The following is a 21,461-nucleotide window of genomic DNA, read 5'->3' as shown; positions in this document are numbered from 1 at the left end:
TCGTGGGGGTTTTTGGGATCTGGGGGGATCTGTTTGCTCACGTCTGTCTTCATTGCTGTCGTTTCCCTGGCCTTGTTCTGGATGGCCGCGTTCACTCTGTGGTGGCAGATGCACGCCTGGCGCACACCGGAGGTGCTGGCCTCGACACGGTTCAGCAGCCCGGACGGCGGCGAGCATCTGTCGTTCTCGCTGCTGCTGCCGGCCCGGCACGAACAGGCGGTGCTCGACCACACCATTCAGCGGCTGCTGGAGTCCAGCCACACCGACTTCGAGATCATCGTGATCGTCGGCCACGACGACCCCGGGACCACCGCGGTCGCCGAGGCCGCGGCGGCCCGGGACCCACGGGTCCGGGTGGTCGTCGACACCCATGCGAAGAAGAACAAGCCGAAGGCCATGAACACGGCGCTGCCGCACTGCCGCGGCGACGTCGTCGGAGTCTTCGACGCCGAGGACCAGGTCCACCCGGAACTCCTCGCCCACGTCGACCACGCCTTCCGCTCCACCGGCGCCGACGTGGTCCAGGGCGGGGTGCAGCTGATCAACTTCCACTCCAGCTGGTACAGCCTGCGCAACTGCCTGGAGTATTTCTTCTGGTTCCGCTCCCGGCTCCACCTGCACGCGCAGAAGGGATTCATCCCGCTCGGCGGCAACACGGTCTTCGTCCGCACCGGCGTGCTGCGGGAGGCCGACGGCTGGGATCCCGACTGCCTCGCCGAGGACTGCGACCTGGGTGTCCGGCTCTCCAGCGTCGGCAAGCGGGTCGTCGTCGCCTACGACTCCGACATGGTGACCCGCGAGGAGACCCCCGGCTCGCTGATGTCGCTGCTCAGGCAGCGCACCCGCTGGAACCAGGGCTTCCTCCAGGTGTACCGGAAGAAGGACTGGAAGCAACTGCCCACCCTCGGCCAGCGGATGCTGGCCCGCTACACCCTGATGACGCCCTTCCTCCAGGCGTTCACCGGCCTGATCATCCCGCTGAACGTGGCGGTCGCGCTCTTCCTCGACGTGCCCGTCTCCGTCGCCTTCCTCACCTTCCTGCCGGCCGTCACCGCGCTGGTCACCTTCGTCTTCGAGGTGGTCGGGCTGCACGACTTCGGCAAGCAGTACGGGCTGCGGGTGAGGTTCGTCCACTATCTCAAGCTCATCGTGGGCGGCCCCTTCTACCAGGTGCTCCTCGCCGGCGCCGCCGTCCGTGCCGTCTGGCGCGAACAGCGCGGACGCAACGACTGGGAGCTGACCACCCACGTCGGTGCGCACATCGACGCCACGGACGGGACACGGGACGCCACCGCCGCCCCTGACGCCTCCGACCGGACCCGAGAGGACGTTCCCGCGTGACCTCCACTCTTCCCGCGGTGACCGGCTCCGAGGCCACCGCGCGGCCCCGGCCTGTGCCCGCCACCGTCCCGGCCGGGCGGACGCAGCCGCCGGGCCGGCTCCGCTCCTCCCGCCCCGACCTGCTCCTGTGCGGCGTCCTCCTGGTGGTCGTCCTCGTCGTCCAGGGCTGGAACATCGCCGACTACCCCACCCTCAGCGACGACGAGGGCACCTACCTCGCCCAGGCCTGGGCCGTCCAGGAGGGCAGGGGCCTCGCCCACTACACCTACTGGTACGACCATCCGCCGCTCGGCTGGATCCAGCTCGCCGCCCTGACCTGGATACCGGCGATGATCAGCCCCGAGTCGATGACCGTCGGCACCATGCGTGCCGTGATGCTGCTGATCAGCGCCGTCAGCGCGGTCCTCGTCTACGTCCTCGGACGCCGTCTCGCCCTGCCCCGCTGGGCCGCCGGGCTCGGCATGGCGATCTTCGGGCTCTCCCCGCTGTCGGTGGTCCTCCAGCGCGAGATCTTCCTCGACAACCTCGCGGTGATGTGGACGCTGCTCGCCTTCACCCTCGCCGCCTCACCCAGCCGCCACCTCTGGCACCACTTCGGCGCGGGCATGGCCGCCGCCACCGCGGTCCTCACCAAGGAGACGATGCTCGTCGTCCTGCCCGCCCTGTTCATCACCGCCTGGCGGCACAGTCACAAGGACACCCGCAAGTTCGCGCTGACCGGCGCCGTCACCGCCTGCGCGCTGATCGGCTTCTCCTACCCGCTGTTCGCCCTGCTCAAGGGGGAACTGCTGCCGGGCAGCGGCCACGTCTCCCTGTGGGACGGCATCGCCTACCAGATGACCCGGCCCGGCTCCGGCTTCATCCTCGACGAGGGCTCCGGCTCCTGGGGCGTACTCCAGTCCTGGCTCTACTACGACCGGATCCTCCCCCTCGGCGGACTCGCGGGCGCGCTGCTGCTGCTCGCCACCTGGCGCTGGTCGGTCACCGCCCGCGCGCTGGCCGGACCGGCCCTCACGGTCGCCGTCCTCGCCGCGCTGGCCATGCGCCCGGACGGCTATCTGCCCGCCATGTACATCATCCAGGCGCTGCCGTTCCTCGCCCTCGTGCTCGCCGGAGGCACCGCGAGCGTCGCCCACGCCGTGCTGCGCCGACGCCGCTCGGCGGCCGAGCGCCGGGCACTGACCCGCGCCCGGTACGTCCTCGCCGGCGTCCTGGCCCTCGCCGCCTGCCTCTACGTCGTACCGCGCTGGTACGACGGTGCCCGCATCGCCGTGACCACCGAGGCCAACGCCCCCTACCAGGCGGCGTCGCGGTGGATGGCCACCGAGGTGGCCGACCCGGCGGACACCCGGGTGCTGGTCGACGACGCGATGTGGCTGGACCTGGTGCACGCCGGGTACCGGCCCGGGCTCGGCGTCATCTGGTTCTACAAGGCCGACCTCGACCCCGAGGTGACCGAGAGCCTGCCGCGCGGCTGGCGGGACATCGACTACGTGGTCGCCTCCCCGACCGTACGGCGCGACGCGAAGGACCTGCCCAACGTCCGGGACGCCATCGCCCACTCGGAGCCGGTCGCCGTCTTCGGCGAGGGCGAGGACCGGGTCGAGATACGCCGGGTCGCCACCGCCGGAGGCAGCCGATGAGCCAGGAGTCCCTGTCCTCGGGCGAGCTCGGCGACCCGGCGCTCGACCCGGTGGAGGTGCCGGAGCCGGGCGCCGTGACCATCGTCGTCCCCACCTTCAACGAGTCCGCGAACGTACGGCAGTTGCTGCACCGGATCACCGAAGCGGTGCCCGCCCGGCTGCCCTGCGAGGTCGTCTTCGTGGACGACTCCACCGACGACACCCCCGACGTCATCCGGAAGGCGGCCGCGGACTGCCCCTACCCGGTCACCGTCCTGCACCGGGAGGAAGCGGCCGGCGGGCTCGGCGGCGCGGTCGTCGAGGGCATCAAGGCCGCCGCGTCGGACTGGGTCGTCGTCATGGACGGCGACTGCCAGCATCCGCCGTCCCTGGTACCGGAGCTGGTGGCGACCGGTGAGCGGGCGGGCGCCCAACTGGTCGTCGCCTCCCGCTACACCGAGGGCGGCAGCCGGGCCGGCCTCGCGGGCGGCTACCGGGTGGCGGTCTCGCGCGGGGCGACCTGGCTGGCCAAGGCCCTCTTCCCGCGCCGGCTGCACGGCATCAGCGACCCGATGAGCGGCTTCTTCGCCGTCCGCCGCAGCGCCGTCCCCGCCGACGTCCTGAAACCCCTGGGCTACAAGATCCTCCTCGAACTCGCCGTCCGCGGCCGCCCGCGCACCGTCACCGAGGTGCCGTTCGTCTTCCAGGAGCGGTTCGCCGGGGAGTCCAAGTCGACCGCGAAGGAGGGGGCGCGGTTCCTGCGGCACCTCGGCGGGCTGCGCATGGAGGCCCCGCTCGCCCGCATGGTCGTCTTCGGGCTGATCGGACTGACCGGCTTCATCCCCAATCTGGCCGCGCTGTGGGCGCTGACCGGGGCCGGGGTGCACTATCTGCCCGCCGAGATCGTCGCCAACCAGTTCGGCGTGGCCTGGAACTTCCTGCTGATCGAGACACTGCTGTTCCGCGAGCGACGGCGGCACCGCCACTGGGCCGACCGCACCGTGCGGTTCACGCTGCTCGCCAACGCCGACCTGGTGCTGCGCCTGCCGCTGATCGCGCTGCTGGTCGGCCGGTTCGGCATGACGGCGCTGCCGGCCACCGCGCTGGCGCTCGTGATCACCTTCGTCCTGCGCTTCGTGGGGACCGAAGCGCTGGTGTACCTCCCGAGCCGGGCCCGCAAGGCAAGGAGCACCGCATGAGAACACCCGGAAATCCGCTGACGTCCAGACGTACCACGGCCCTGCTGGCCGTGGGCGCGCTCACCACCGGCCTTCTCCTGACCGCCCCGCACCCCGCCTCCGCCGCCAACCTGATCAAGAACCCCGGCTTCGAGACGGCGGGGACCGGCGACATGCCGTACTGCTGGGAGAAGTCCGGCTGGGGCGACAACGACTTCACCTTCACCACCACCTCCGACGCGCACACCGGCGACAAGGCCATGAAGGTCGAGCTGACCCGGCGCGTCGAGGGCGACCGCAAGGCGCTGATCACCGAGTCCGCGGAGTGCGCGCCCGCGGTGACGCCGGGGGAGCAGTACGACCTGGGCCTGTGGTACAAGACGACCACCCCGGACGCGGCCCTCACGCTGTTCCGGCACGACACCACGGCCGGCTGGCAGTACTGGACCGACCTCAAGACGCTGGACATGCGGGCCGCCTGGACCGAGGCCACCGTCCGCACCCCCGAGGTCCCGGCCGGCACCGACCGCATCTCCTGGGGCGTGTCCGTCTACGGCACCGGCTCCGCCACCACCGACGACTACACGATGGAGCAGGTCGCCGAGCCGGTCCCGGAACCCGGCTGCACGGGCACCGCCGAGGAGTGCGCCGACGGCAGCTGGGAGGTGCTGCCCGCGCAGAACCCGGTGCGCTCCATGCACTCCGTCGTGCTGCACAACGGAAAGGTGCTGCTGATCGCCGGCTCCGGCAACGACCCGGAGCTGTTCGAGGCGGGCACCTTCACCAGCGCCGTCTACGACCCTTCGAACGGCAGCTACAAGGTCATCCCGACCCCGGACGACATGTTCTGCGCCGGGCACGTCCAGCTCAAGGACGGCCGGGTGCTGGTGATGAGCGGCAACAAGGGCTACCCGTCCGCCGACGGCACCATCGGCTACCAGGGCTACAAGGACTCCTACATCTTCGACCCGGAGACCGAGACCTACGCGAAGACCAACGACATGAACGACGGCCACTGGTACCCGTCGGCGACCATCCTCGGCAACGGCGACGTGCTCAGCTTCGGCGGTCTGCGCGAGGACTCCACCGGCTCGGTCACCGCCGAGCGGTGGTCGGACGCCGCACAGCAGTGGCTGCCGACCTGGCAGGTCAACCAGACCTGGTCGTACTGGGGCCTGTACCCGTCGATGATCCTCATGCAGGACGGCCGCCTCTTCTACTCCGGCAGCCATGTCTTCGGCAACAACATCCCCGGCACCGGCTCGGCGATCTACGACTACGACGCCAACACCATCACCCAGGTCCCCGGCCTTCAGAACAAGGACGAGCGGGACCAGTCGGCGAGCGTGCTGCTGCCCCCGGCGCAGGACCAGAAGGTCCTCACCCTCGGCGGCGGCAACATCGACTCCAACCCGGACGCCAACCGGCTCACCGACATCATCGACCTCAAGCAGCCGAACCCGTCCTACGTCGCGGGTCCGCCCCTCCCGCAGGGCACCGTCGACCTCGGCGACGGGCCCGTGCCGCAGACCGGTGACCAGGGCAAGATGTACGTCTCCGCGGTACTGCTGCCCGACGGCACGGTGCTGGAGACCGGCGGCGCGCTGCACAACCGCGCCGACCCGGTGTTCGAGACGTCCGTCTTCGACCCGGCCACGGAGACGTTCGACCCGGTGGCCGCCGACCCGGAGGCACGCGGCTACCACTCCTCGGCGTTCCTGCTGCCCGACGGCCGCGTGATGGCCACCGGCGACAACCCGGGCAACGGCTCCTGGAACCACAACGTGTCGATCTACAGCCCGCCCTATCTCTTCAAGGGCGAGCGGCCGGAGATCACCTCGGTGATCGACACGGAGTGGAACTACGGCGACACCCAGCGGATCACCGTGGACCGGCCCATCGCCAGGGCCGAGCTGATCCGCCCGGCCGCCGTCACCCACTCCTCGGACCCGAACCAGCGGTTCGTGGACCTGCCGCTGTCGGTCGACGGCGACAACGTCGACCTGAACGTGACGAGCAACCCCGACCTGGCCCCGCCCGGCTGGTACATGCTCTTCGCGGTGGACGCCAACGGTGTGCCGTCGGTGGCCGAGTGGGTGCACCTCCAGGGCCCGGAGGCGCTCGCCGCCAAGGACGCCTCCGCCCATGTCCACTCCTTCGCTCAGGCACCGGCGGGCAAGGTCACCGAGCCCGGCGGGAAGCGCACCTCACAGCCGGTCGGCCCGGCGGTCTCCGGCTGCGACCGGCACTACGGCTCGGCCAACGTCTGCGTGCCGACCACGTTCCCGGACGAGGTCGAGCCGACGACGACGGCCCGCTGCACGTGGCTGAAGGAGCACGACTACGGCCCGCTGAGGATCAACGGCAAGGACGACCCGCTGAAGCTGGACAGAGACCGCGACGGCATCGCCTGCGGCAAGAAGGACCCAACGGTGCGCTGAGGAGCGCCCCGAAGGGGCGCGGGGAACTGCGCGATCAGCCACGAACGGCCCGCAGTTCCCCGCGGCCCGTCCCTCGACGGCGCTTCCCGGCGGAGCCGCCCGCCCTCAGCCCCGCCCGGAGCGCGACGCGACCGCCCGCTCCACGATGGCGACGAGCTGCGAATGATGCGCACCCTTCCAGTACGCGCGCCCGCAGTCCGAGCACTGCGCGAACACGTCGTACGACCGGTGCGTGCCGCCCTTCAGCTGGTCGGCGACATCCTCCTTGCTCGCCTCGCGCAGCAGCCCGTTGCAGGCGGTGCACCGCGTCCACGGGCGCAGCTCGGGATCGAACCGGTCCAGCACGTACGGCAGTTGCTCCGCCGGCCGGGTGCTGTACACGAACGCGCCGGCCCACAGCTCCCGCCGCCGCAGCAGCCCCCGGTCCCGGCTGAGCATCACCCGCCGCTCCGCCGCCGACCGCGCGGCCAGCGCCGGATCCCCGATGTCGGTCGACTCGTACGCGGTGTCCACGCCCAGCAGCCGCAGCCGGCGGGCGAGGGTGCCCAGGTGCACGTCGAGCAGGAACCGCAGGGGTGCTCCCGGCACCCGCTGGGGGTGGGCGACGCTCCGCACGGTCACGGACTCGCCCGCGGCCGGGACGTGCGACACGGGCACCTCGCGTCCGTCCACGAGCAGGGCGCCGACCTCGGTGAGCGGGACGCCGAGGGACTCGATGACATGGCCGAGGGTGGAGACGCCGTCGGCGGCGGTCCTCAGCGTGCCCCCGGGCCGTGCCTGGGGGACGAAGAGCAGCAGTTCGGGGGCGAACTCGACGCGGATCTCTGGACCGTTCACCCGGTCAGGATCGCACGGGGTCCGCCCCTCGGGCCCGTGCTTTACGGCTGCGGCGCGGGGCCGGCGTCACCGGCGGGGGAGGTCCGCGCAGACGTCCAGGGTGCGGTCGATCAGCTCCAGGATGTCCTCCTGGCAGTCGCCGTCGACCCAGTAGATCATCGTCTCCAGCAGGGCGCCCATCAGCCCCATGGCGTAGACGCGCACCTCGAGGTCGTTCTCGTGGCGCCCGGTGCGTTCGGCGAGGGCCCGGCACATCAGGCGGCCGGTGACGGACATGCTCTCCATCAGCCGGGAGCGCACCTGGGGGACCTCGACCATGAGCCGGACCCGCAGGAGCATCTCGTCCTGCCCGTGGTCCGGGCTGTCGGCGAGCGCCATCGCCATCGCCTTGCGGATGGCCCAGCGCAGCGACTCCCGCACCGGTTCATGGGCCGGGCGCTCCCGCAGCAGGCCCTCCACCAGGGAGTCGTACTCGTCGGTGAGGACGATGTCCTCCTTGGCCGGGAAGTAGCGGAAGACGGTGCTCGGCGAGACCTCGGCGCGGTCGGCGATCTGCTCGACGGTGGTGGCCTCGTACCCCTGCTCCTTGATCAGGGCGTAGGTGGCGTCCCTGATCGCCATGCGGGTCTTGAGCTTCTTCCGCTCGCGCAGGCCCAGATGGCGGGCCGCCTCGGGAACCGGGGTGCGTGCCGTGGTCATGCCGTCATTGTCGGTCATCCGCCTCGCGCGGGGCCACGCCCGGGGACGGGCCGCCCTCCGGCGCGGGCTGGTCCCGGGCGGCGGGGCGTCCGTCGGGCAGGAACAGGGCGACCAGGGCGGCGGTCGTCAGGGCCGCGATCCCGCAGATGACGAGGGCCAGCGACATCCCGTCCAGGTAGGCCGCGTCGGCGGCGCGGGCGAGCTGCGGCAGCCCGAGCCGGTCGGCGACGGCGTGGGCCCCGCTCAGCGTCTCCCGGGCGGCGTCGGCGGCGGGGGCGGGCAGTCCGGCGGTGTCGAGCCGGCCGGCGTAGACGTCGGCGACGAGGCTGCCGAGCAGGGCGATGCCGATCGCGCCGCCCACCTGCCGCAGGGTCATCAGCAGGGCGGAGCCGCTGCCGGCGGCGTCGGCGGGGATGCCGCCGAGTGCCGCGTCCATCGCGGGCACCATGGCCAGGCCGAAGCCCAGGCCCGCGATCGTCAGCCAGGTGGCGGTGAATCCGTAGCCGCTGTCCGCCTCGGTCCGGGAGCCGAGCAGCGCGGCGAAGCACAGCACCACCAGGCCCACGGCGACCACCGGGCGCGGCCCGGACCGCCGCACCAGGGGCGTGCTCGCCCGTGCGGAGACCATGAGCCCGGCCATCATCGGCAGCAGCCGCAGGCCGGTGCCGAAGGCGTCGTTGCCGCCGGTCTCCTGGAGGTGGGCGGGCAGCAGGAACAGCAGTCCGGCGAAGACGAACGTGCCGAACGTCGCGGCCAGCACGTTGAACAGGAAGACGCGCCGCCCGAGCAGGGCGAGGTCGAGCATGGGCCGGGACGCGCGGCGCTCGCGCAGCACGAGCCCGGCCAGGAGCAGGACGGACAGCGCGAACGAGCCGAGCACCCGGCCGCTGCCCCAGCCGCGCACGGGCCCCTCGATGATGCCGAACACCAGGGCGCCGAGCCCGGCGGCGCTGAGCGCGGTGGACAGCGCGTCGACCCGGGGGGAGGAGGGGTCACGCGACTCGGGCAACAGGAACAGGCAGGCGGCGATGCCGACGGCGGCCATCGGGATGTTGATCAGGAAGACCGACCCCCACCAGTAGTGGTCGAGGAGCAGTCCGCCGACGAGCGGGCCGAGCGGCATCCCGGCGGCCATGGAGGCGGTGACGGCGGCGACCGCCTTGCCGCGCTCCTCCTCGGCGAACATCGACGGCAGGACGGACAGGCCCAGCGGGATGACCAGGGCGGCGCCGAGGCCCATCAGCGAGCGGGCCGCGACGACGAGTTCCGGTGTGTGGGTCAGGGCGCCGGCCAGGGATCCGGCGAGGAACACGGTGAGCCCCGCCACCAGCATGCGGCGCCGCCCGTACCGGTCGCCGAGCAGCCCGGCGGGCAGCATCAGCGCCGCGAACACCACGATGTACGCGTCCACGATCCACTGCAGCTGCCCCGTGCTCGCCTCCAGCTGCGCGGCCATGGTCGGCAGCGCCACGTTGAGGATCGTGAGGTCGAAGCCGAGGGTGAGCATGCTCGCGACCAGGGCGCCGAGGGCCCACCAGCGACGGGGGTCGGGGTGGGCGGGGTCCTGTGTTGTGACAGTGGCCATGAAATGAGAGTAGCTGTCAAAAAGTAGCGACTGTCAATATGGCGGAGCGTGCCGGCGTGTGGACCCAGGCGCGCGGGCACGCGAAAAAGGCCGCGGCGTCGGTGCCGCGGCCTTGTGGAGGCGGGGGTGTGCCGTACGGGCGGTGCGCTCTACGCGTGCTGGTACGCCACCAGGGAGATCCCCACGTAGTGGGCGATGAAGGCGGCCAGCGTGAGCGTGTGGAACACCTCGTGGAAGCCGAACCAGCGGGGCGAGGGGTTGGGCTTCTTGATGCCGTAGACGACCCCGCCCACGCTGTAGAGCAGGCCGCCCGTGATGACCAGGACCAGGACGGCGATGCCGCCGGTGCGCAGGAAGTCCGGGAGGTAGAAGACGGCCGCCCAGCCCATCGCGATGTAGCAGGGCGTGTAGAGCCAGCGGGGCGCGCCGACCCAGAAGACCCGGAAGACTATCCCGGCCGCCGCCGCGGCCCAGATGCCCCACAGCAGCCACCGCCCCTTGGAGTGCGGCAGCAGCAGGATGGTCAGCGGGGTGTAGGTGCCCGCGATGATCAGGAAGATGTTGGCGTGGTCGAGGCGGCGCAGCACCCCGTCCATGCGGGGGCTCCAGTTGCCCCGGTGGTAGAGCGCGCTCACGCCGAACAGCAGGCAGGCGGTGAGGGCGTAGACCGCGCAGGCGGCGCGTCCCCGGGCCGAGTCGGCGAAGGCGGTGAGGGTCAGTCCGGCGACCAGGGCAGCGGGGAACATGCCGAGGTGCAGCCAGCCGCGGAGCTTGGGTTTGACGGGGTGCGGCAGGGAGGTCGCCACCGGGCCGGGGCTGTCGGACGGCGGGTTCACGGGGGCGTCGGGGACGAACGCAGTCATGTCCTGCATCGTACCTACGGAACCGTAAGTTACGGCCCGTCGACAGCAATTGCGTACCCGGAGTGGTCATCGTCTCACGCCACCCCGCGGGACGGCGACGCAAAGAAATCGTCAGTTCTGGCCCATGCGCGCGTAAAGCGCCGCCGAAATCGGTGGTCAGCGTCACGTTGCTCACCTGTGCGGCCCTCTGGACAGATGGGCGCTCACGTCGGATGATCAAATGAGTGCGGTCGGCACCGGATGAGCGCTCGGCGCATCCGCATCCGGGTCGCAGCCCCCACGGGGCCTCCCAAAAAACCCTCATCTAGGAGCAAACGTGGCGCGCGACATCGTGGAAACCGGCGTCCCCACCACCCACCAGGGCCTGATCTCCTGGGTCGACGAGATCGCAGAGCTGACCCAGCCGGACACCGTGGTCTGGTGCGACGGCTCGGAGGCTGAGTACGAGCGGCTGTGCGAGGAGCTCGTGGCCAAGGGCACCTTCACGAAACTCGACCCGATCAAGCGCCCCCACTCCTACTACGCGGCCTCCGACCCCACCGACGTCGCCCGCGTGGAGGACCGGACCTTCATCTGCTCCGAGACGGAGGAGGACGCCGGCCCGACCAACCACTGGATGGCCCCCGGCGAGATGCGGGAGATCTTCCAGGGCGGCAAGGGCGTCTTCCGCGGCTCCATGCGCGGCCGCACCATGTACGTCGTGCCCTTCTGCATGGGCCCCCTCGGCTCGCCCCTGTCCGCCCTCGGCGTGGAGATCACCGACTCCGCCTACGTCGCCGTGTCCATGCGCACCATGACCCGGATGGGCCGGCCGGTCCTGGACGAGCTCGGCTCCGACGGCTTCTTCGTCAAGGCCGTGCACTCCGTCGGCGCCCCGCTGGAGCCCGGCCAGGAGGACGTCCCCTGGCCCTGCAACAGCACCAAGTACATCTCCCACTTCCCCGAGGACCGCGAGATCTGGTCCTACGGCTCCGGCTACGGCGGCAACGCCCTGCTCGGCAAGAAGTGCTACGCCCTGCGCATCGCCTCCGTCATGGCCCGCGACGAGGGCTGGCTGGCCGAGCACATGCTCATCCTCAAGCTCACCCCGCCGCGCGGTGAGTCCAAGTACGTCGCCGCCGCCTTCCCGTCCGCCTGCGGCAAGACCAACCTCGCGATGCTGGAGCCGACCATCCCCGGCTGGACGGTCGAGACGATCGGCGACGACATCGCCTGGATGCGCTTCGGCGAGGACGGCCGCCTGTACGCCATCAACCCCGAGGCCGGCTTCTTCGGGGTGGCCCCCGGCACCGGCGAGCACACCAACGCCAACGCCATGAAGACCCTCTGGGGCAACTCGGTCTTCACCAACGTCGCCCTCACCGACGACGGCGACGTGTGGTGGGAGGGCATGACCGAGGAGACCCCGGCCCACCTCACCGACTGGAAGGGCCGCGACTGGACGCCGGACTCCGGCGAGCCCGCCGCCCACCCCAACGCCCGCTTCACCACCCCCGCCGCGCAGTGCCCGATCATCGCGCCGGAGTGGGAGGACCCCAAGGGCGTGCCGATCTCCGCGATCCTCTTCGGCGGCCGCCGCGCCAGTGCCGTACCGCTGGTGACGGAGTCCTTCGACTGGAACCACGGCGTCTTCCTCGGCGCCAACGTGGCCTCCGAGAAGACCGCCGCCGCCGAGGGCAAGGTCGGCGAGCTGCGCCGCGACCCGTTCGCCATGCTGCCGTTCTGCGGCTACAACATGGGCGACTACATGGCCCACTGGATAGACGTGGCCAAGGACAAGGACCAGTCCAAGCTGCCGAAGATCTACTACGTCAACTGGTTCCGCAAGAACGACGACGGCAAGTTCGTCTGGCCCGGCTTCGGCGAGAACTCCCGCGTCCTGAAGTGGATCGTGGAGCGCCTGGAGGGCAAGGCGGAGGGCGTCGAGACCCCGATCGGCGTGCTCCCCGCCAAGTCCGCCCTGGACACCGAGGGGCTGGACCTCTCCGACGCCGACCTGGACTTCCTGCTCACCGTCGACAAGGACGTGTGGCGCGAGGAGGCCGCCCTGGTCCCCGAGCACCTCAACACCTTCGGCGAGCACACGCCCAGGGAGCTGTGGGACCAGTACCACGCGCTGGTGCGGCGCCTGGGCTGACGCCCGCACAGACCCCGCGGCCGGTCGGTATGAGGATGCCCTGACCAGCGATCGTCACGCCACGGCCGGCCGCGGAACACACCGGCGGGGCCCCGCACAACGGCGTGCGGGGTACGGGCCCGTCGTCGCCCCCTCCGTCCGCCCCGACGGAGACCCGCGGCGACGGGCCCACCCCCGCCCACCGCGGCACGGCCCGCCCAGCGGGCTCACGAACGTGCCGATGCGCGACCGGGCGCTCCGGCCGGCACCCACCGCCGCCCGGAGCGCCCGCTCGTGCGCGGCGGCCCGCCCGTGTGCGGCGGCCCGCTCGTCGTCCGGTCGGTTTGTCGTCCGGTCGGTTCGTGTTGGGCCTGCCCGTCCGTGGCGGCCCGCTCGTCATCCGGCCCGCTCGTCGTCCGGTTCGTTTGTCGTCTGGTCGGTTCGTGTCGGGCCTGCCCGTCCGTGGCGGCCCGCTTGTCATCCGGCCCGCTCGTCGTCCGGTCGGACTGTCGTCCGGTCGGTTCGTTGTCCGGCTCGTCTGTCGTCCGATCGGTCCGGCATCCGGCCGGCCCGTGGTCCGCGGCTCGTGATCCGGTCGTGTGTCATCCGGTCCGGGCGTGGCCGGCCGCCGTGTCCGCCACCGTGGCGCCGTCCAGACTCCCGCGCGCCGGCGGTCCGAGGTCCGTGCCCCGGCGGAAGCGGCCGGGGGAGATGCCGTACTCCCGGCGGAAGGCGCCGCCGAAGGCAAACTCCGTCGAGTAGCCCAGTTCCCGGGCGATGGTCGCGAGCGGCATGTCGGTCTCCCGCAGCAGCCGCGCCGCCCGGGACATCCGCACACCCGTCAGATAGTCCCGGGGCGGCCTGCCGAGCGCCCTGACGAAGTGACGGGTGAACGCGGTGCGCGACATGCCGACGGCGGCGCTCAGTTCGGAGACCGTCCAGGCCCGGTGCGGGGCGCGGTGGATGTGCCGCAGCGCGGTGGCCACGGCGGGATCGTCGACATGGGGCCAGTCGGTGTCGTTCTCCTGCCGCCAGCGGCGCAGCGCGTGCACCAGCACCAGGTCCACCAGGGCCGAGCGGGTCACCTCCGTCTCCGGACGGGCGGCGGACACGTCCGCGAGGAGCAGCTCGGCCAGCGACGTCAGCTGCGGCGCGCCCCCGTCCGGCGAGGTGACGATGACGTCCGGCAGTGAGGTCAGATACGCGTGGACCCTGCCGTGCGGCAGCCGGTAGGCCCCGCACAGATACGTGAAGTCGGCGGTCCCCAGGGGCGGGCGCGAGGGGCCCTCCTCCGAGAGCGGCAGGTCGCCCAGTGCGCGGGGGGCGTGGCTCAGCCCGTGCGCGGCGCCGAACGAGGCGAGCACGACATCACCCGGCCGCAGCGCGCGCGGCGGGGCGTCGGCGGTGATCAGCCAGCCCCGCCCGTGCAGCACGACGTGGAAGCCGATCCCGGAGAACGTCTCGAATCTCCTGCCCCAGGAGCCCGTCTCCTGGATACAACGGGCATAGGCACGACCGGTCCGGACACTACCGATCACCTCACTGAGGATGTCCACGCTGCGAGGCTAACAGCCGCCTGCGCACGGAATGGTATGCCCGCGCGTCAAGCGAGTATGGCCCCGCGACGGGACCGGGGGTTGGGTCGAGAACATGATGATCAGCTCATACATCAACGAATACGCCCGGATCCTGCTGGACCATGCCGAGGAGACGGAGCGGGAGAACCGTCTGGCGGCCGCCAGCGTCGACGCCCTGCGGAGCAGCGGCGCCTTTGCCCTGCGCACCCCGTCCGTGTACGGCGGCGAGGAGGCCGACGCTCCCGCGGCCGCCCGCCGCCTGGCCGAACTGGGCCGTGCCTGCCCGTCGTCCGCGTGGGTCGCCGGCACGTCCGCCACGGCCAAGACGCTGGTCACCCGGTTGCACAGCACCCCCGCGCAGAAGGAGTTCTTCGCTGATCCGGACCTGCTCGCCTGCGGTTCCGGACTGCCGACGGGCCGCGGGGTCCGGGAGACGGACGGGGTACGGGTCACCGGCCGGTGGGACAACGTGTCCGGATGCGAGTCCGCCGAGTGGGCCAATGTGGCGCTGATGGTCGACGGCGGCTACCACGTCGCGGCCATTCCCCTCACGGATCTGGGCATCGACCGGAACTGGCACATGGCGGGCATGCGCGGCACCGGCAGCCAGCGGCTCGTCGCCGACGACGTACTGGTCCCCGCGCACCGTGTCGCGCCCGGCGGGCCGCCGCAGCCGGCGGACCAGATCTTCTTCGGGCTGTGCGTGCTCGCACCGGTGGTGGGCGCGGCGCGGGGCGCGCTCGACGCGGTGGACGCCATGTTCCGCTCCGACCGCAAGCCCTTCATGACGAGCTACGCGCGCATGGGCGACTCCCCCGGCGCCCGTCACTGGCTGGCACAGGCCGCCGCGCTGGTGCGCCGGGCCGAGCAGGTCATGCTCACCGCCGCCCACGACAGCCTGCGGGACGACCTCGGCGAGACCGACCGTGCCGGGGTGCGCATGAGCATGGCGGCGGCGGGCAAGGACTGCCGGGACGCCGTGGAGCTCATGCTCGATCTGCACGGCTCCAGCGGTTTCCGGGAGGCCGGCGCCCTCCAGCGCTACTGGCGGGACGTCGCGGTGGGCAGCCGTCACCCCGCGCTGAGCCCCTACCTCGCCACCGAGAGCCTCGGCGCGATGCTGGTCGCCTGACGCCCGGATCGTCCGGCGCCCGGACGACGGGGCCTCAGATCACGCGGAACAGGTCGGCCGCGCTGTGGACGTCCGCCAGGTCCTCGACGGTGCGGAGGTTGTCGCACAGGGACTCCAGGACCGACCCCGACGCGGTGGCGTCGGCCGGGAGGGCGACGGCGACGCCGAACAGGCGGAAGCCCAGGCGGTGCTTGACGTCGTTCCAGGCGCGCGTCCACCGCTCCGTCACCTCGCAGGCGTCGTCGGTGATCAGCACGATGTCCCCGCGCCCGCGGGCGGTGTCGTTGAACTCCTCCTCCAGCAGCCGGGCGGCGGTGCCGAGCGGGCGCTGGACGTCGGTGCCGCCGCCGAGGAAGGTCTCCGCGAAGTCGAGGACGTCGGTGATCGCGGCCGGCCGGTCGCCCGGGAAGCGGAAGACGCTGACCTTGTCGGAGCCGGAGAACAGGATGCCGACGAAGTCCCGGCCGGCGTGCCGGGCCTGGTCGAGCAGGGCCAGCGCGCACGCCTTCGACCAGGCCTCCCGGGTGATGCCGCCGGGCCCTTCCGCGTACATGGAGTGCGAGGTGTCCACGCACGCGACGACGGCTCCCCGGCCGGTGCTCTGCTCGCCGCGCGTGTCGTAGAGCATCAGTTCCCCGGCGGCGTAGCGGGCGGCGAACACCGCGCGCAGTTCCGGCACGCCGAGGACGGCGAGTTCGGAGGGGATGACGCGGGACAGGTCGTCGCCGAGGGTGACGCCGACCAGTTCCCCCGTGGCGTTCTCCACCTTGCGGGCCCGCTCTCCGGCGGCCATCTGCCGGAAGCGGCCGATGAGTTCGGCCCAGCGGGCGAGCCGTCCGCCGCGCAGCCGCTCCGCCAGCCGGGCCCGCTCCTCGAACGGCATACGCTCCCGTTCGCCGGCGCCGACGCCCCACGCCCGCATCAGCGCCGCCTCCTGCCGGACGGCCCGCGCCGCCGTCGCCGTCGCGTTCCTGGCGGCGGCGCGGATGCCGGGGAGCGCCGCCGCGAGGGCCCGCTCGGCGGCCTGGGCCTCCTGGCGTGCGGCGGCCTCGGCGGACTCCGCCGCCTCGATCGCCCGGCGTACGGCGCCGGCGGCCGGGGCGGGGACGGTGCCGTCCGTATCGGTCTCCTCGGCGGCCCGCCGGAGCGCCTCGCTCACGGCGCTCGCGGCGGTCGCGGCGTCCTGCCGGGCCCGGTCCGCCTGCCCGGACCGCTCCCGGGCGTCCCGGGCGCGCTCCAGGAGCCCGCGCAGTGCGGAGGCCTGGGCGAGGACGGCCATGGCGGCCGCGTAGGGGTCGCCCGCCGTCTCCCGGTGCAGTTCGGCGAAGTCCGGTGCGTGCAGCAGGGCGCCGACGACCTCGTGGTTGACCAGGTGGGAGGGGGCCATCTCTGCGCGGTCGCGCAGCCGGGGGGCCGCCTGGTAGGCGGTCAGGAACACGTCGGCCAGCAGATCGGCGGTGTGCGGGTGGTACGGGTCCAGGGCGGCCGCCAGCTCGCGCACCCCCGCCGACCGCTCGTGGACGTCCCGCCAGGCGACCCGGTCGAACGGGTCCGCGACCACGGCCCCCGTGTGCCGTGCCGCGGTGGCGGCGGACCGGGAGAGCCATGTCCCGGAACGGTCCGCCAACGCGCCCAGGGTGTCCGGCCCTTGACTCACGGCGCGCCCTGGAGCTGGGCGTGCACCATGCTCGCGTCCATCCCGAGGGCCTCGGTGAGCACGCGGGCGCGGACGGCGCGCTGGCGGCCGGTGACCCGGTCGATGGCGGCGGTGGAACGGCCCGCGTTCGCCGCCTCCTCGCGCAGCTTCTCCAGCCGCTTGCCCGCCAGGGCCAGGGTCCCGTGGGCGTTCTTGATGACCCACTCGCTCAGCGCCTCCCGGGACTGCCCGGCCATGGCGTCGAGCTGGGCCTCCAGCTCGTCGATGGCGTCCGCGAGTTCGAGCGCCTCCTTGGCGTCCGGGTTGACCAGGTGCAGCACCTCCCGCTCGACCAGCGGGCGTTGGGCGGGGGAGTCCCACAGCACATGCGTCAGCACCGACAGATCGCTCTCCGCCACCGCCGTACGCCCGTCCAGGTAGGCGGACGCCTGGAGCAGCCCGACCGCCTGCCGCCAGCGCCGGTCGGAGGCGACGAGTTCCTTGCGGCGCAGCGCGGCCCGCAGCGTCACCACCGCGTCCACGATCACGTCGGGCACGTCCACGGCCGGGACGTCCTCGGCCACCGCGCGCTGGAGTTCGGCCAGTTCCACGGTGGTCGGGGGCGCCGGTGCGGCGGGACGGCCGACGGCGGAGCGCACCAGGGCGGCGAAGTTCGAGGGGTCCTCCAGGTACCCGACCTCGATCCGGACCAGCAGCCGGTCGTAGATCGCGGCCGAGTCCTCCCCCTCGGGCAACTCGTTGCTCGCGGTGATCGCACCGATCAGCGGGCAGTGGATCGGGGCGCCGCCGTTCTCGGGGTGGTAGATCCGCTCGTTGAGGTAGCCCAGGGTCTCGTTGAGCGCGGCGGTGGAGCACTTGAAGATCTCGTCGATGAACGCGACGTGCGCGGTGGTCGCCCGCCCGTCGTACACCTGCCGGTACTCGCCCCGGGCCAGCGCGGCGACGTCGATCGGGCCGAACATCCGCGTCGGCGCGGTGAACTTCGACAGCAGGATCTCCCAGTACGCCGCCCCGTGGAACCGGCCCGTCAGTTCCCGCGCCAGCTCCGACTTGGCGGTCCCGGGCGGGCCGAGCACCAGTGAGTGCTGCCCGGCCAGCAGCGTCACCACCAGCGTCCGTACGACGTCCGCCCGTTCGTAGAAGCGCTCCGACAGTCCGTCACAGATCGCGCGCAGCCGCTGGGCCGTGTCCCGCCCGTCGCTCATTTCCCGCTCCTCGCCTGTGACGCCCTGGGGCTGCTGGGACGGCAGCGCCCCCGACGTTACCGGGACTTTGGGGACGTACGCGCCCTTCCGGGGAAGCTCCGGCGCGACGGGGCGCATGCGGGCGCATGTATATTGGAACGGAACCGACCTGTTCCGTTTGCTCCTTGAAACCGCTTGAAACCGCTTGAAACCGCTTGAATTCGCTCGAAGGAGTCGCGCCATGGCCGAAGCGGCCACCAAAGACGTGGTGAACGCCTGGATCGCTCTGTGGGACGGGGACCTCACCCGAATCCCCCGCGTCGTGTCCCCCGATTTCGTCGCCCACACGGCACCGCTGACCGGCGGCGCCCCCGTGGACATCCAGGGGCACGACGGACTGCATGCCTGGGTGGCCGGGGCGCACCAGGCCCTGCCCGGACTGCACTACACCCTCCAGCGCGACCCCCTCCGCGACGGCGACATGGTGGTCACCCACTGGCTCGCCGAGGCGACGTACCCCGGGGGCATACCGGAGGCGAGCGCCGAACCGGGCACCCCGGTGCGGTTCTACGGACTCGATATGCTGCGCCTGAACGACGACGACCGGATCGTGGAGTACTGGGTGCACCCGGACAGCCTGTGGTTCGTGCAGCAGCTCGGCCTGCGCGAACTCCCCCCGCTGGAGGCCGCGGGGTGAAACGGGCGCCATCCGGCGCGGCCCGCGGAGGAGCGCAGCTGCGGGACCGGGTCACGGCGGCCATCGGGGCCGCGGTGATCGAGGAGCTGGCCGAGCGCGGGTACGGCGCGTTCTCCATGAACGCGGTGGCCGAGCGCGCCGGTGTCGGCAAGGCCGCGCTGTACCGGCGCTGGCCCTCGAAGCTGCCCATGGTCGTCGACATCGTGGCCTCCGTCGCGGTGTCGGCCGCCGAACCGCAGGACACCGGCACCCTCTCCGGTGACCTGTGGGCGGTGCTGCGGGACATCCGCGACGCGATGGCGCAGCCGTACGTGGCGCCGATCGTGACCGACCTGGTGGCGGCGTCCCTGCGCTCGCCGGAGCTGGCCGAGGCCCTGCGCCGCGAGGTCTCCGTGCCCCGGCGCCGCCACGTCCGGCAGCTGATCGACCGCGCCGTCGCGCGTGGTGACATCGCCCCGGACGTCGACGCCGACGTGGTCCTCGACCTGCTGGCCGGACCCCATGTCATCCGGTTCGCCACGTCCGGCGGCGCGATGGACGACGGCGCCCTGGAGGCACTGCACGGGTTGCTGCTGCGCGCGCTGACGGCGTGACGAGGGCCGGGCGTCAGGCCAGCAGGGCGCGCAGCCGCCCGGGAGGGAGCCCCGCCGCACGACGGACCGCCCGGGTCATGTGCGACTGGTCGGTGTAACCGAGCTCCCGCGCCAGACCCGCCAGGTCCCGCTCGCCCTCGCTGAGCCGGTCGAGCACACGGGCCAGGCGCAGCCGCTCCCGGTGCGCGGACAGCGTGCTGCCGGTGACGGCCGTGAAGACCCGGCTCAGATGGTGCGGCGACGCGCCCACCGCCCGGCCCAACGCCGCCAGCCCCAGCGTGGGTTCGGCGGCCAGCGCGGCACGCGCGTCGTCGGCCAGCCGCCGGCGCGCGGCGGCGGACGCGGGCCGGCCGGAGGCGACGCGGTCGGGCGCGAGCCGTGCGAAGACCCCGGCCGCCAGACGGACCGTGTGCTCGGCGAGCGCGAAGGAGTCATCGCCCCGGCGGGCGAGGGAGAGCAGCACCCGGTGCGCGAGCGCCAGCTCGGCCGTCACCATCACCAGCCCCTCCGGGACCGTGGGATCACCGCCCAGCAGATCGGCGACCCTGGGCGCGGACAGCACGATCTCGGTGTACGCGTCCGGCCCGAGCGGATGCGCGAACTGCTGCTCGCTGCCGAGCCGTTCGACGTACACGGCACCCGCGTCGAGCACCTGCTCCACCCCGTCGACCCGGGCCCGCAGCACTCCGTCCCGGAGCAGCACGAGCCCGAACACGGGAGCGGGCCGGAGCGGCGACCAGCCGGGCGCGACGCTGCCGCAGCGCACATCGGCGAGCAGGACGTCGTCCTCGCACAGGTGCACCCGCCGCTCCCCGGCCATACGGCCATCGTAGAAGCCGCACCCGGGCCCCGCGCCCCCCTTGCCCGGCCTCCCGCGAAACGGACACGCACGTACAAGCGCCGGTACGCCACCCCCGAGCACGATGACGAACGCGCACCACGACCCGTACGCGTCACTCTCTGGGGGACCTCATGACCCACCGCCCCGACCCGCCCCACACGCACACTCACACCGCCACCCGCCGCGGCGTCCTGCGCGGCGCCGCCGCCGCGGGCGCCGGCACGCTGGCCCTGTGGACAGCGGGCCCCCGGGCAGCCGCCGCGCCCCGCCATGCCGCAGCCCCGTCCATCATCACCCGGCACACCGGCCCCTACGAGGTGATGGCCCTCCTCGACGCCCACGGCACCTTCCCGGGCACCCAGCAGGGCGTCTTCCCCGACGCGACCGAGGCGGACTGGGCCCGCGCGCGGCGGCTCGACCCGGCGGCCTTCGGCCCGGACGACACCTGGGAACTCGACTTCCGCTGCTACGCCGTCCGAGGGCCCGGAGGCCGCGTCACCCTCGTCGACACCGGCATCGGCCCGGCCGGCAGCCCCGCGTCCGACTGGGCCCCGGTCCCGGGCCGCCTCCCGTCGGTCCTCCGGCACGCGGGCATCGCACGCGACGACGTGGACACGGTGATCCTGACCCACCTCCACGAGGACCACTTCGGCTGGACGGTCGACCCGGAGGGCACCCCGATGTTCCCCAACGCCCGCCACGTGGTCCAGCGCACGGAGATCGAGTCCCTGGGCGCCGACGACAGCGCCCTGTCGTACGTGGTCGAGCCCCTGCGCCGCGCCGGGCTGCTGCACGCGGTCGACGGCCGGGTGAAGGTGCGGGGCCGCCCCGGCTGCGCGGGGCTGACCGCCGTACCGACGCCCGGACACACCCCCGGCCACCAGTCCGTACTCGTCGAGGGCGGTCGGCACAGCATCATGATCACCGGTGATGTCCTGGTCCACGCGGTGCAGTTGGCGGCACCGGACGTCGCCTACCGCCTGGAGGACGACCAGGTCACGGCCCGCCGCACCCGCCACACCCTCCTCGCGGAGGCCCGCACCCACCACCACCTCCTGGCCACGGCCCACCTGAACCACACGTTCCTCCGCCCCTGAC

The 21,461-nt window shown here is 72.6% G+C and carries 17 protein-coding genes; 9 read left to right on the top strand and 8 right to left on the bottom strand.

The annotated features are described in order from the left end of the window. Positions 1–33 precede the first annotated feature (33 nt). Genes AC5L3C_RS13390 through AC5L3C_RS13375 form a run of 4 tightly spaced genes read left to right on the top strand, consistent with a single transcriptional unit; the run spans position 34 to position 6,582 of the window. A complete protein-coding gene (locus AC5L3C_RS13390; RefSeq protein WP_493649193.1) occupies positions 34–1,341 on the top strand; it encodes a glycosyltransferase in 1,308 nt (435 codons plus the stop codon). Then, entirely contained in the window at positions 1,338–2,984 is a 1,647-nt protein-coding gene (locus AC5L3C_RS13385; protein ID WP_493649192.1) for an ArnT family glycosyltransferase, read from the top strand. The genes AC5L3C_RS13390 and AC5L3C_RS13385 overlap by 4 nt, the downstream gene beginning before the upstream one ends. Next, positions 2,981–4,162 carry a glycosyltransferase gene (locus AC5L3C_RS13380; protein ID WP_493649191.1) on the top strand — a complete coding sequence of 394 codons (1,182 nt, stop codon included), beginning with the start codon at positions 2,981–2,983 and terminating at the stop codon, positions 4,160–4,162. Before AC5L3C_RS13385 ends, AC5L3C_RS13380 begins: the two co-directional genes overlap by 4 nt. Further along, positions 4,159–6,582 (top strand): galactose oxidase early set domain-containing protein, encoded by a 2,424-nt coding sequence (locus tag AC5L3C_RS13375; protein ID WP_493649190.1) that lies wholly within the window; start codon positions 4,159–4,161, stop codon positions 6,580–6,582. Before AC5L3C_RS13380 ends, AC5L3C_RS13375 begins: the two co-directional genes overlap by 4 nt. 105 nt (positions 6,583–6,687) lie before the next feature. On the opposite strand, the gene AC5L3C_RS13370 is transcribed toward AC5L3C_RS13375, so the two are convergent. The 4 genes from AC5L3C_RS13370 to trhA form a co-directional block, all read right to left on the bottom strand. Beyond that, a complete protein-coding gene (locus AC5L3C_RS13370; RefSeq protein ID WP_493649189.1) occupies positions 6,688–7,419 on the bottom strand; it encodes a Mut7-C RNAse domain-containing protein in 732 nt (243 codons plus the stop codon). 66 nt (positions 7,420–7,485) lie between these two features. Next, entirely contained in the window at positions 7,486–8,118 is a 633-nt protein-coding gene (locus AC5L3C_RS13365) for a TetR/AcrR family transcriptional regulator (RefSeq protein ID WP_493649188.1), read from the bottom strand. Between the two features lie 4 nt (positions 8,119–8,122). After that, positions 8,123–9,703, bottom strand: coding sequence for an MFS transporter (locus AC5L3C_RS13360; RefSeq protein WP_493649187.1), 1,581 nt, complete (start codon positions 9,701–9,703; stop codon positions 8,123–8,125). 149 nt (positions 9,704–9,852) lie between these two features. Beyond that, positions 9,853–10,566: a PAQR family membrane homeostasis protein TrhA gene (gene trhA, locus AC5L3C_RS13355; protein ID WP_493649186.1), complete on the bottom strand. Its 714-nt coding sequence runs from the start codon at positions 10,564–10,566 to the stop codon at positions 9,853–9,855. A gap of 316 nt (positions 10,567–10,882) precedes the next feature. Between trhA and AC5L3C_RS13350 the strand changes: the two genes are divergently transcribed. Beyond that, positions 10,883–12,703, top strand: coding sequence for a phosphoenolpyruvate carboxykinase (GTP) (locus AC5L3C_RS13350; protein WP_493649185.1), 1,821 nt, complete (start codon positions 10,883–10,885; stop codon positions 12,701–12,703). A 581-nt stretch (positions 12,704–13,284) separates the two neighbouring features. On the opposite strand, the gene AC5L3C_RS13345 is transcribed toward AC5L3C_RS13350, so the two are convergent. Then, complete coding sequence (locus tag AC5L3C_RS13345; RefSeq protein ID WP_493649184.1) at positions 13,285–14,238, bottom strand: AraC family transcriptional regulator; 954 nt, start codon at positions 14,236–14,238, stop codon at positions 13,285–13,287. Positions 14,239–14,332: 94 nt separating this feature from the next. Between AC5L3C_RS13345 and AC5L3C_RS13340 the strand changes: the two genes are divergently transcribed. Continuing rightward, positions 14,333–15,391 (top strand): acyl-CoA dehydrogenase family protein, encoded by a 1,059-nt coding sequence (locus AC5L3C_RS13340; RefSeq protein ID WP_493649183.1) that lies wholly within the window; start codon positions 14,333–14,335, stop codon positions 15,389–15,391. Between the two features lie 34 nt (positions 15,392–15,425). Here AC5L3C_RS13340 and AC5L3C_RS13335 read toward each other — a convergent pair whose 3' ends face one another. Both AC5L3C_RS13335 and AC5L3C_RS13330 read right to left on the bottom strand, forming a co-directional pair. Then, positions 15,426–17,027: a VWA domain-containing protein gene (locus AC5L3C_RS13335; protein WP_493653862.1), complete on the bottom strand. Its 1,602-nt coding sequence runs from the start codon at positions 17,025–17,027 to the stop codon at positions 15,426–15,428. 17 nt (positions 17,028–17,044) lie between these two features. Further along, on the bottom strand, positions 17,045–18,253 hold the full coding sequence (locus AC5L3C_RS13330) for an AAA family ATPase (protein ID WP_493649182.1): 1,209 nt from the start codon (positions 18,251–18,253) through the stop codon (positions 17,045–17,047). Positions 18,254–18,473: 220 nt separating this feature from the next. On the opposite strand from AC5L3C_RS13330, the gene AC5L3C_RS13325 reads away from it, so the two are divergent. Then, positions 18,474–18,929, top strand: coding sequence for an ester cyclase (locus AC5L3C_RS13325; RefSeq protein WP_493649181.1), 456 nt, complete (start codon positions 18,474–18,476; stop codon positions 18,927–18,929). After that, positions 18,926–19,522, top strand: coding sequence for a TetR/AcrR family transcriptional regulator (locus tag AC5L3C_RS13320; RefSeq protein ID WP_493649180.1), 597 nt, complete (start codon positions 18,926–18,928; stop codon positions 19,520–19,522). The genes AC5L3C_RS13325 and AC5L3C_RS13320 overlap by 4 nt, the downstream gene beginning before the upstream one ends. Positions 19,523–19,535: 13 nt before the next feature. On the opposite strand, the gene AC5L3C_RS13315 is transcribed toward AC5L3C_RS13320, so the two are convergent. Next, on the bottom strand, positions 19,536–20,342 hold the full coding sequence (locus tag AC5L3C_RS13315; RefSeq protein WP_493649179.1) for a helix-turn-helix domain-containing protein: 807 nt from the start codon (positions 20,340–20,342) through the stop codon (positions 19,536–19,538). A 152-nt stretch (positions 20,343–20,494) separates the two neighbouring features. On the opposite strand from AC5L3C_RS13315, the gene AC5L3C_RS13310 reads away from it, so the two are divergent. After that, complete coding sequence (locus tag AC5L3C_RS13310) at positions 20,495–21,460, top strand: MBL fold metallo-hydrolase (RefSeq protein WP_493649178.1); 966 nt, start codon at positions 20,495–20,497, stop codon at positions 21,458–21,460. The last annotated feature ends 1 nt before the right edge of the window (position 21,461 follow it).

The sequence above is a fragment of the Streptomyces speibonae genome, from assembly GCF_984686075.1.
This window is presented reverse-complemented; position numbering and strand designations above follow the sequence as displayed.

Excerpts from the sequence above, each read along its gene's own strand:
- AC5L3C_RS13365 (WP_493649188.1), bottom strand. The coding sequence starts at position 8,118 with ATGACCACGGCACGCACCCCGGTTCCCGAGGCGGCCCGCCATCTGGGC.
- AC5L3C_RS13330 (WP_493649182.1), bottom strand. The coding sequence starts at position 18,253 with ATGAGCGACGGGCGGGACACGGCCCAGCGGCTGCGCGCGATCTGTGAC.
- AC5L3C_RS13315 (WP_493649179.1), bottom strand. The coding sequence starts at position 20,342 with ATGGCCGGGGAGCGGCGGGTGCACCTGTGCGAGGACGACGTCCTGCTC.
- AC5L3C_RS13360 (WP_493649187.1), bottom strand. The coding sequence starts at position 9,703 with ATGGCCACTGTCACAACACAGGACCCCGCCCACCCCGACCCCCGTCGC.
- AC5L3C_RS13375 (WP_493649190.1), top strand. The coding sequence starts at position 4,159 with ATGAGAACACCCGGAAATCCGCTGACGTCCAGACGTACCACGGCCCTG.
- AC5L3C_RS13310 (WP_493649178.1), top strand. The coding sequence starts at position 20,495 with ATGACCCACCGCCCCGACCCGCCCCACACGCACACTCACACCGCCACC.
- AC5L3C_RS13325 (WP_493649181.1), top strand. The coding sequence starts at position 18,474 with ATGGCCGAAGCGGCCACCAAAGACGTGGTGAACGCCTGGATCGCTCTG.
- trhA (WP_493649186.1), bottom strand. The coding sequence starts at position 10,566 with ATGACTGCGTTCGTCCCCGACGCCCCCGTGAACCCGCCGTCCGACAGC.
- AC5L3C_RS13380 (WP_493649191.1), top strand. The coding sequence starts at position 2,981 with ATGAGCCAGGAGTCCCTGTCCTCGGGCGAGCTCGGCGACCCGGCGCTC.
- AC5L3C_RS13340 (WP_493649183.1), top strand. The coding sequence starts at position 14,333 with ATGATGATCAGCTCATACATCAACGAATACGCCCGGATCCTGCTGGAC.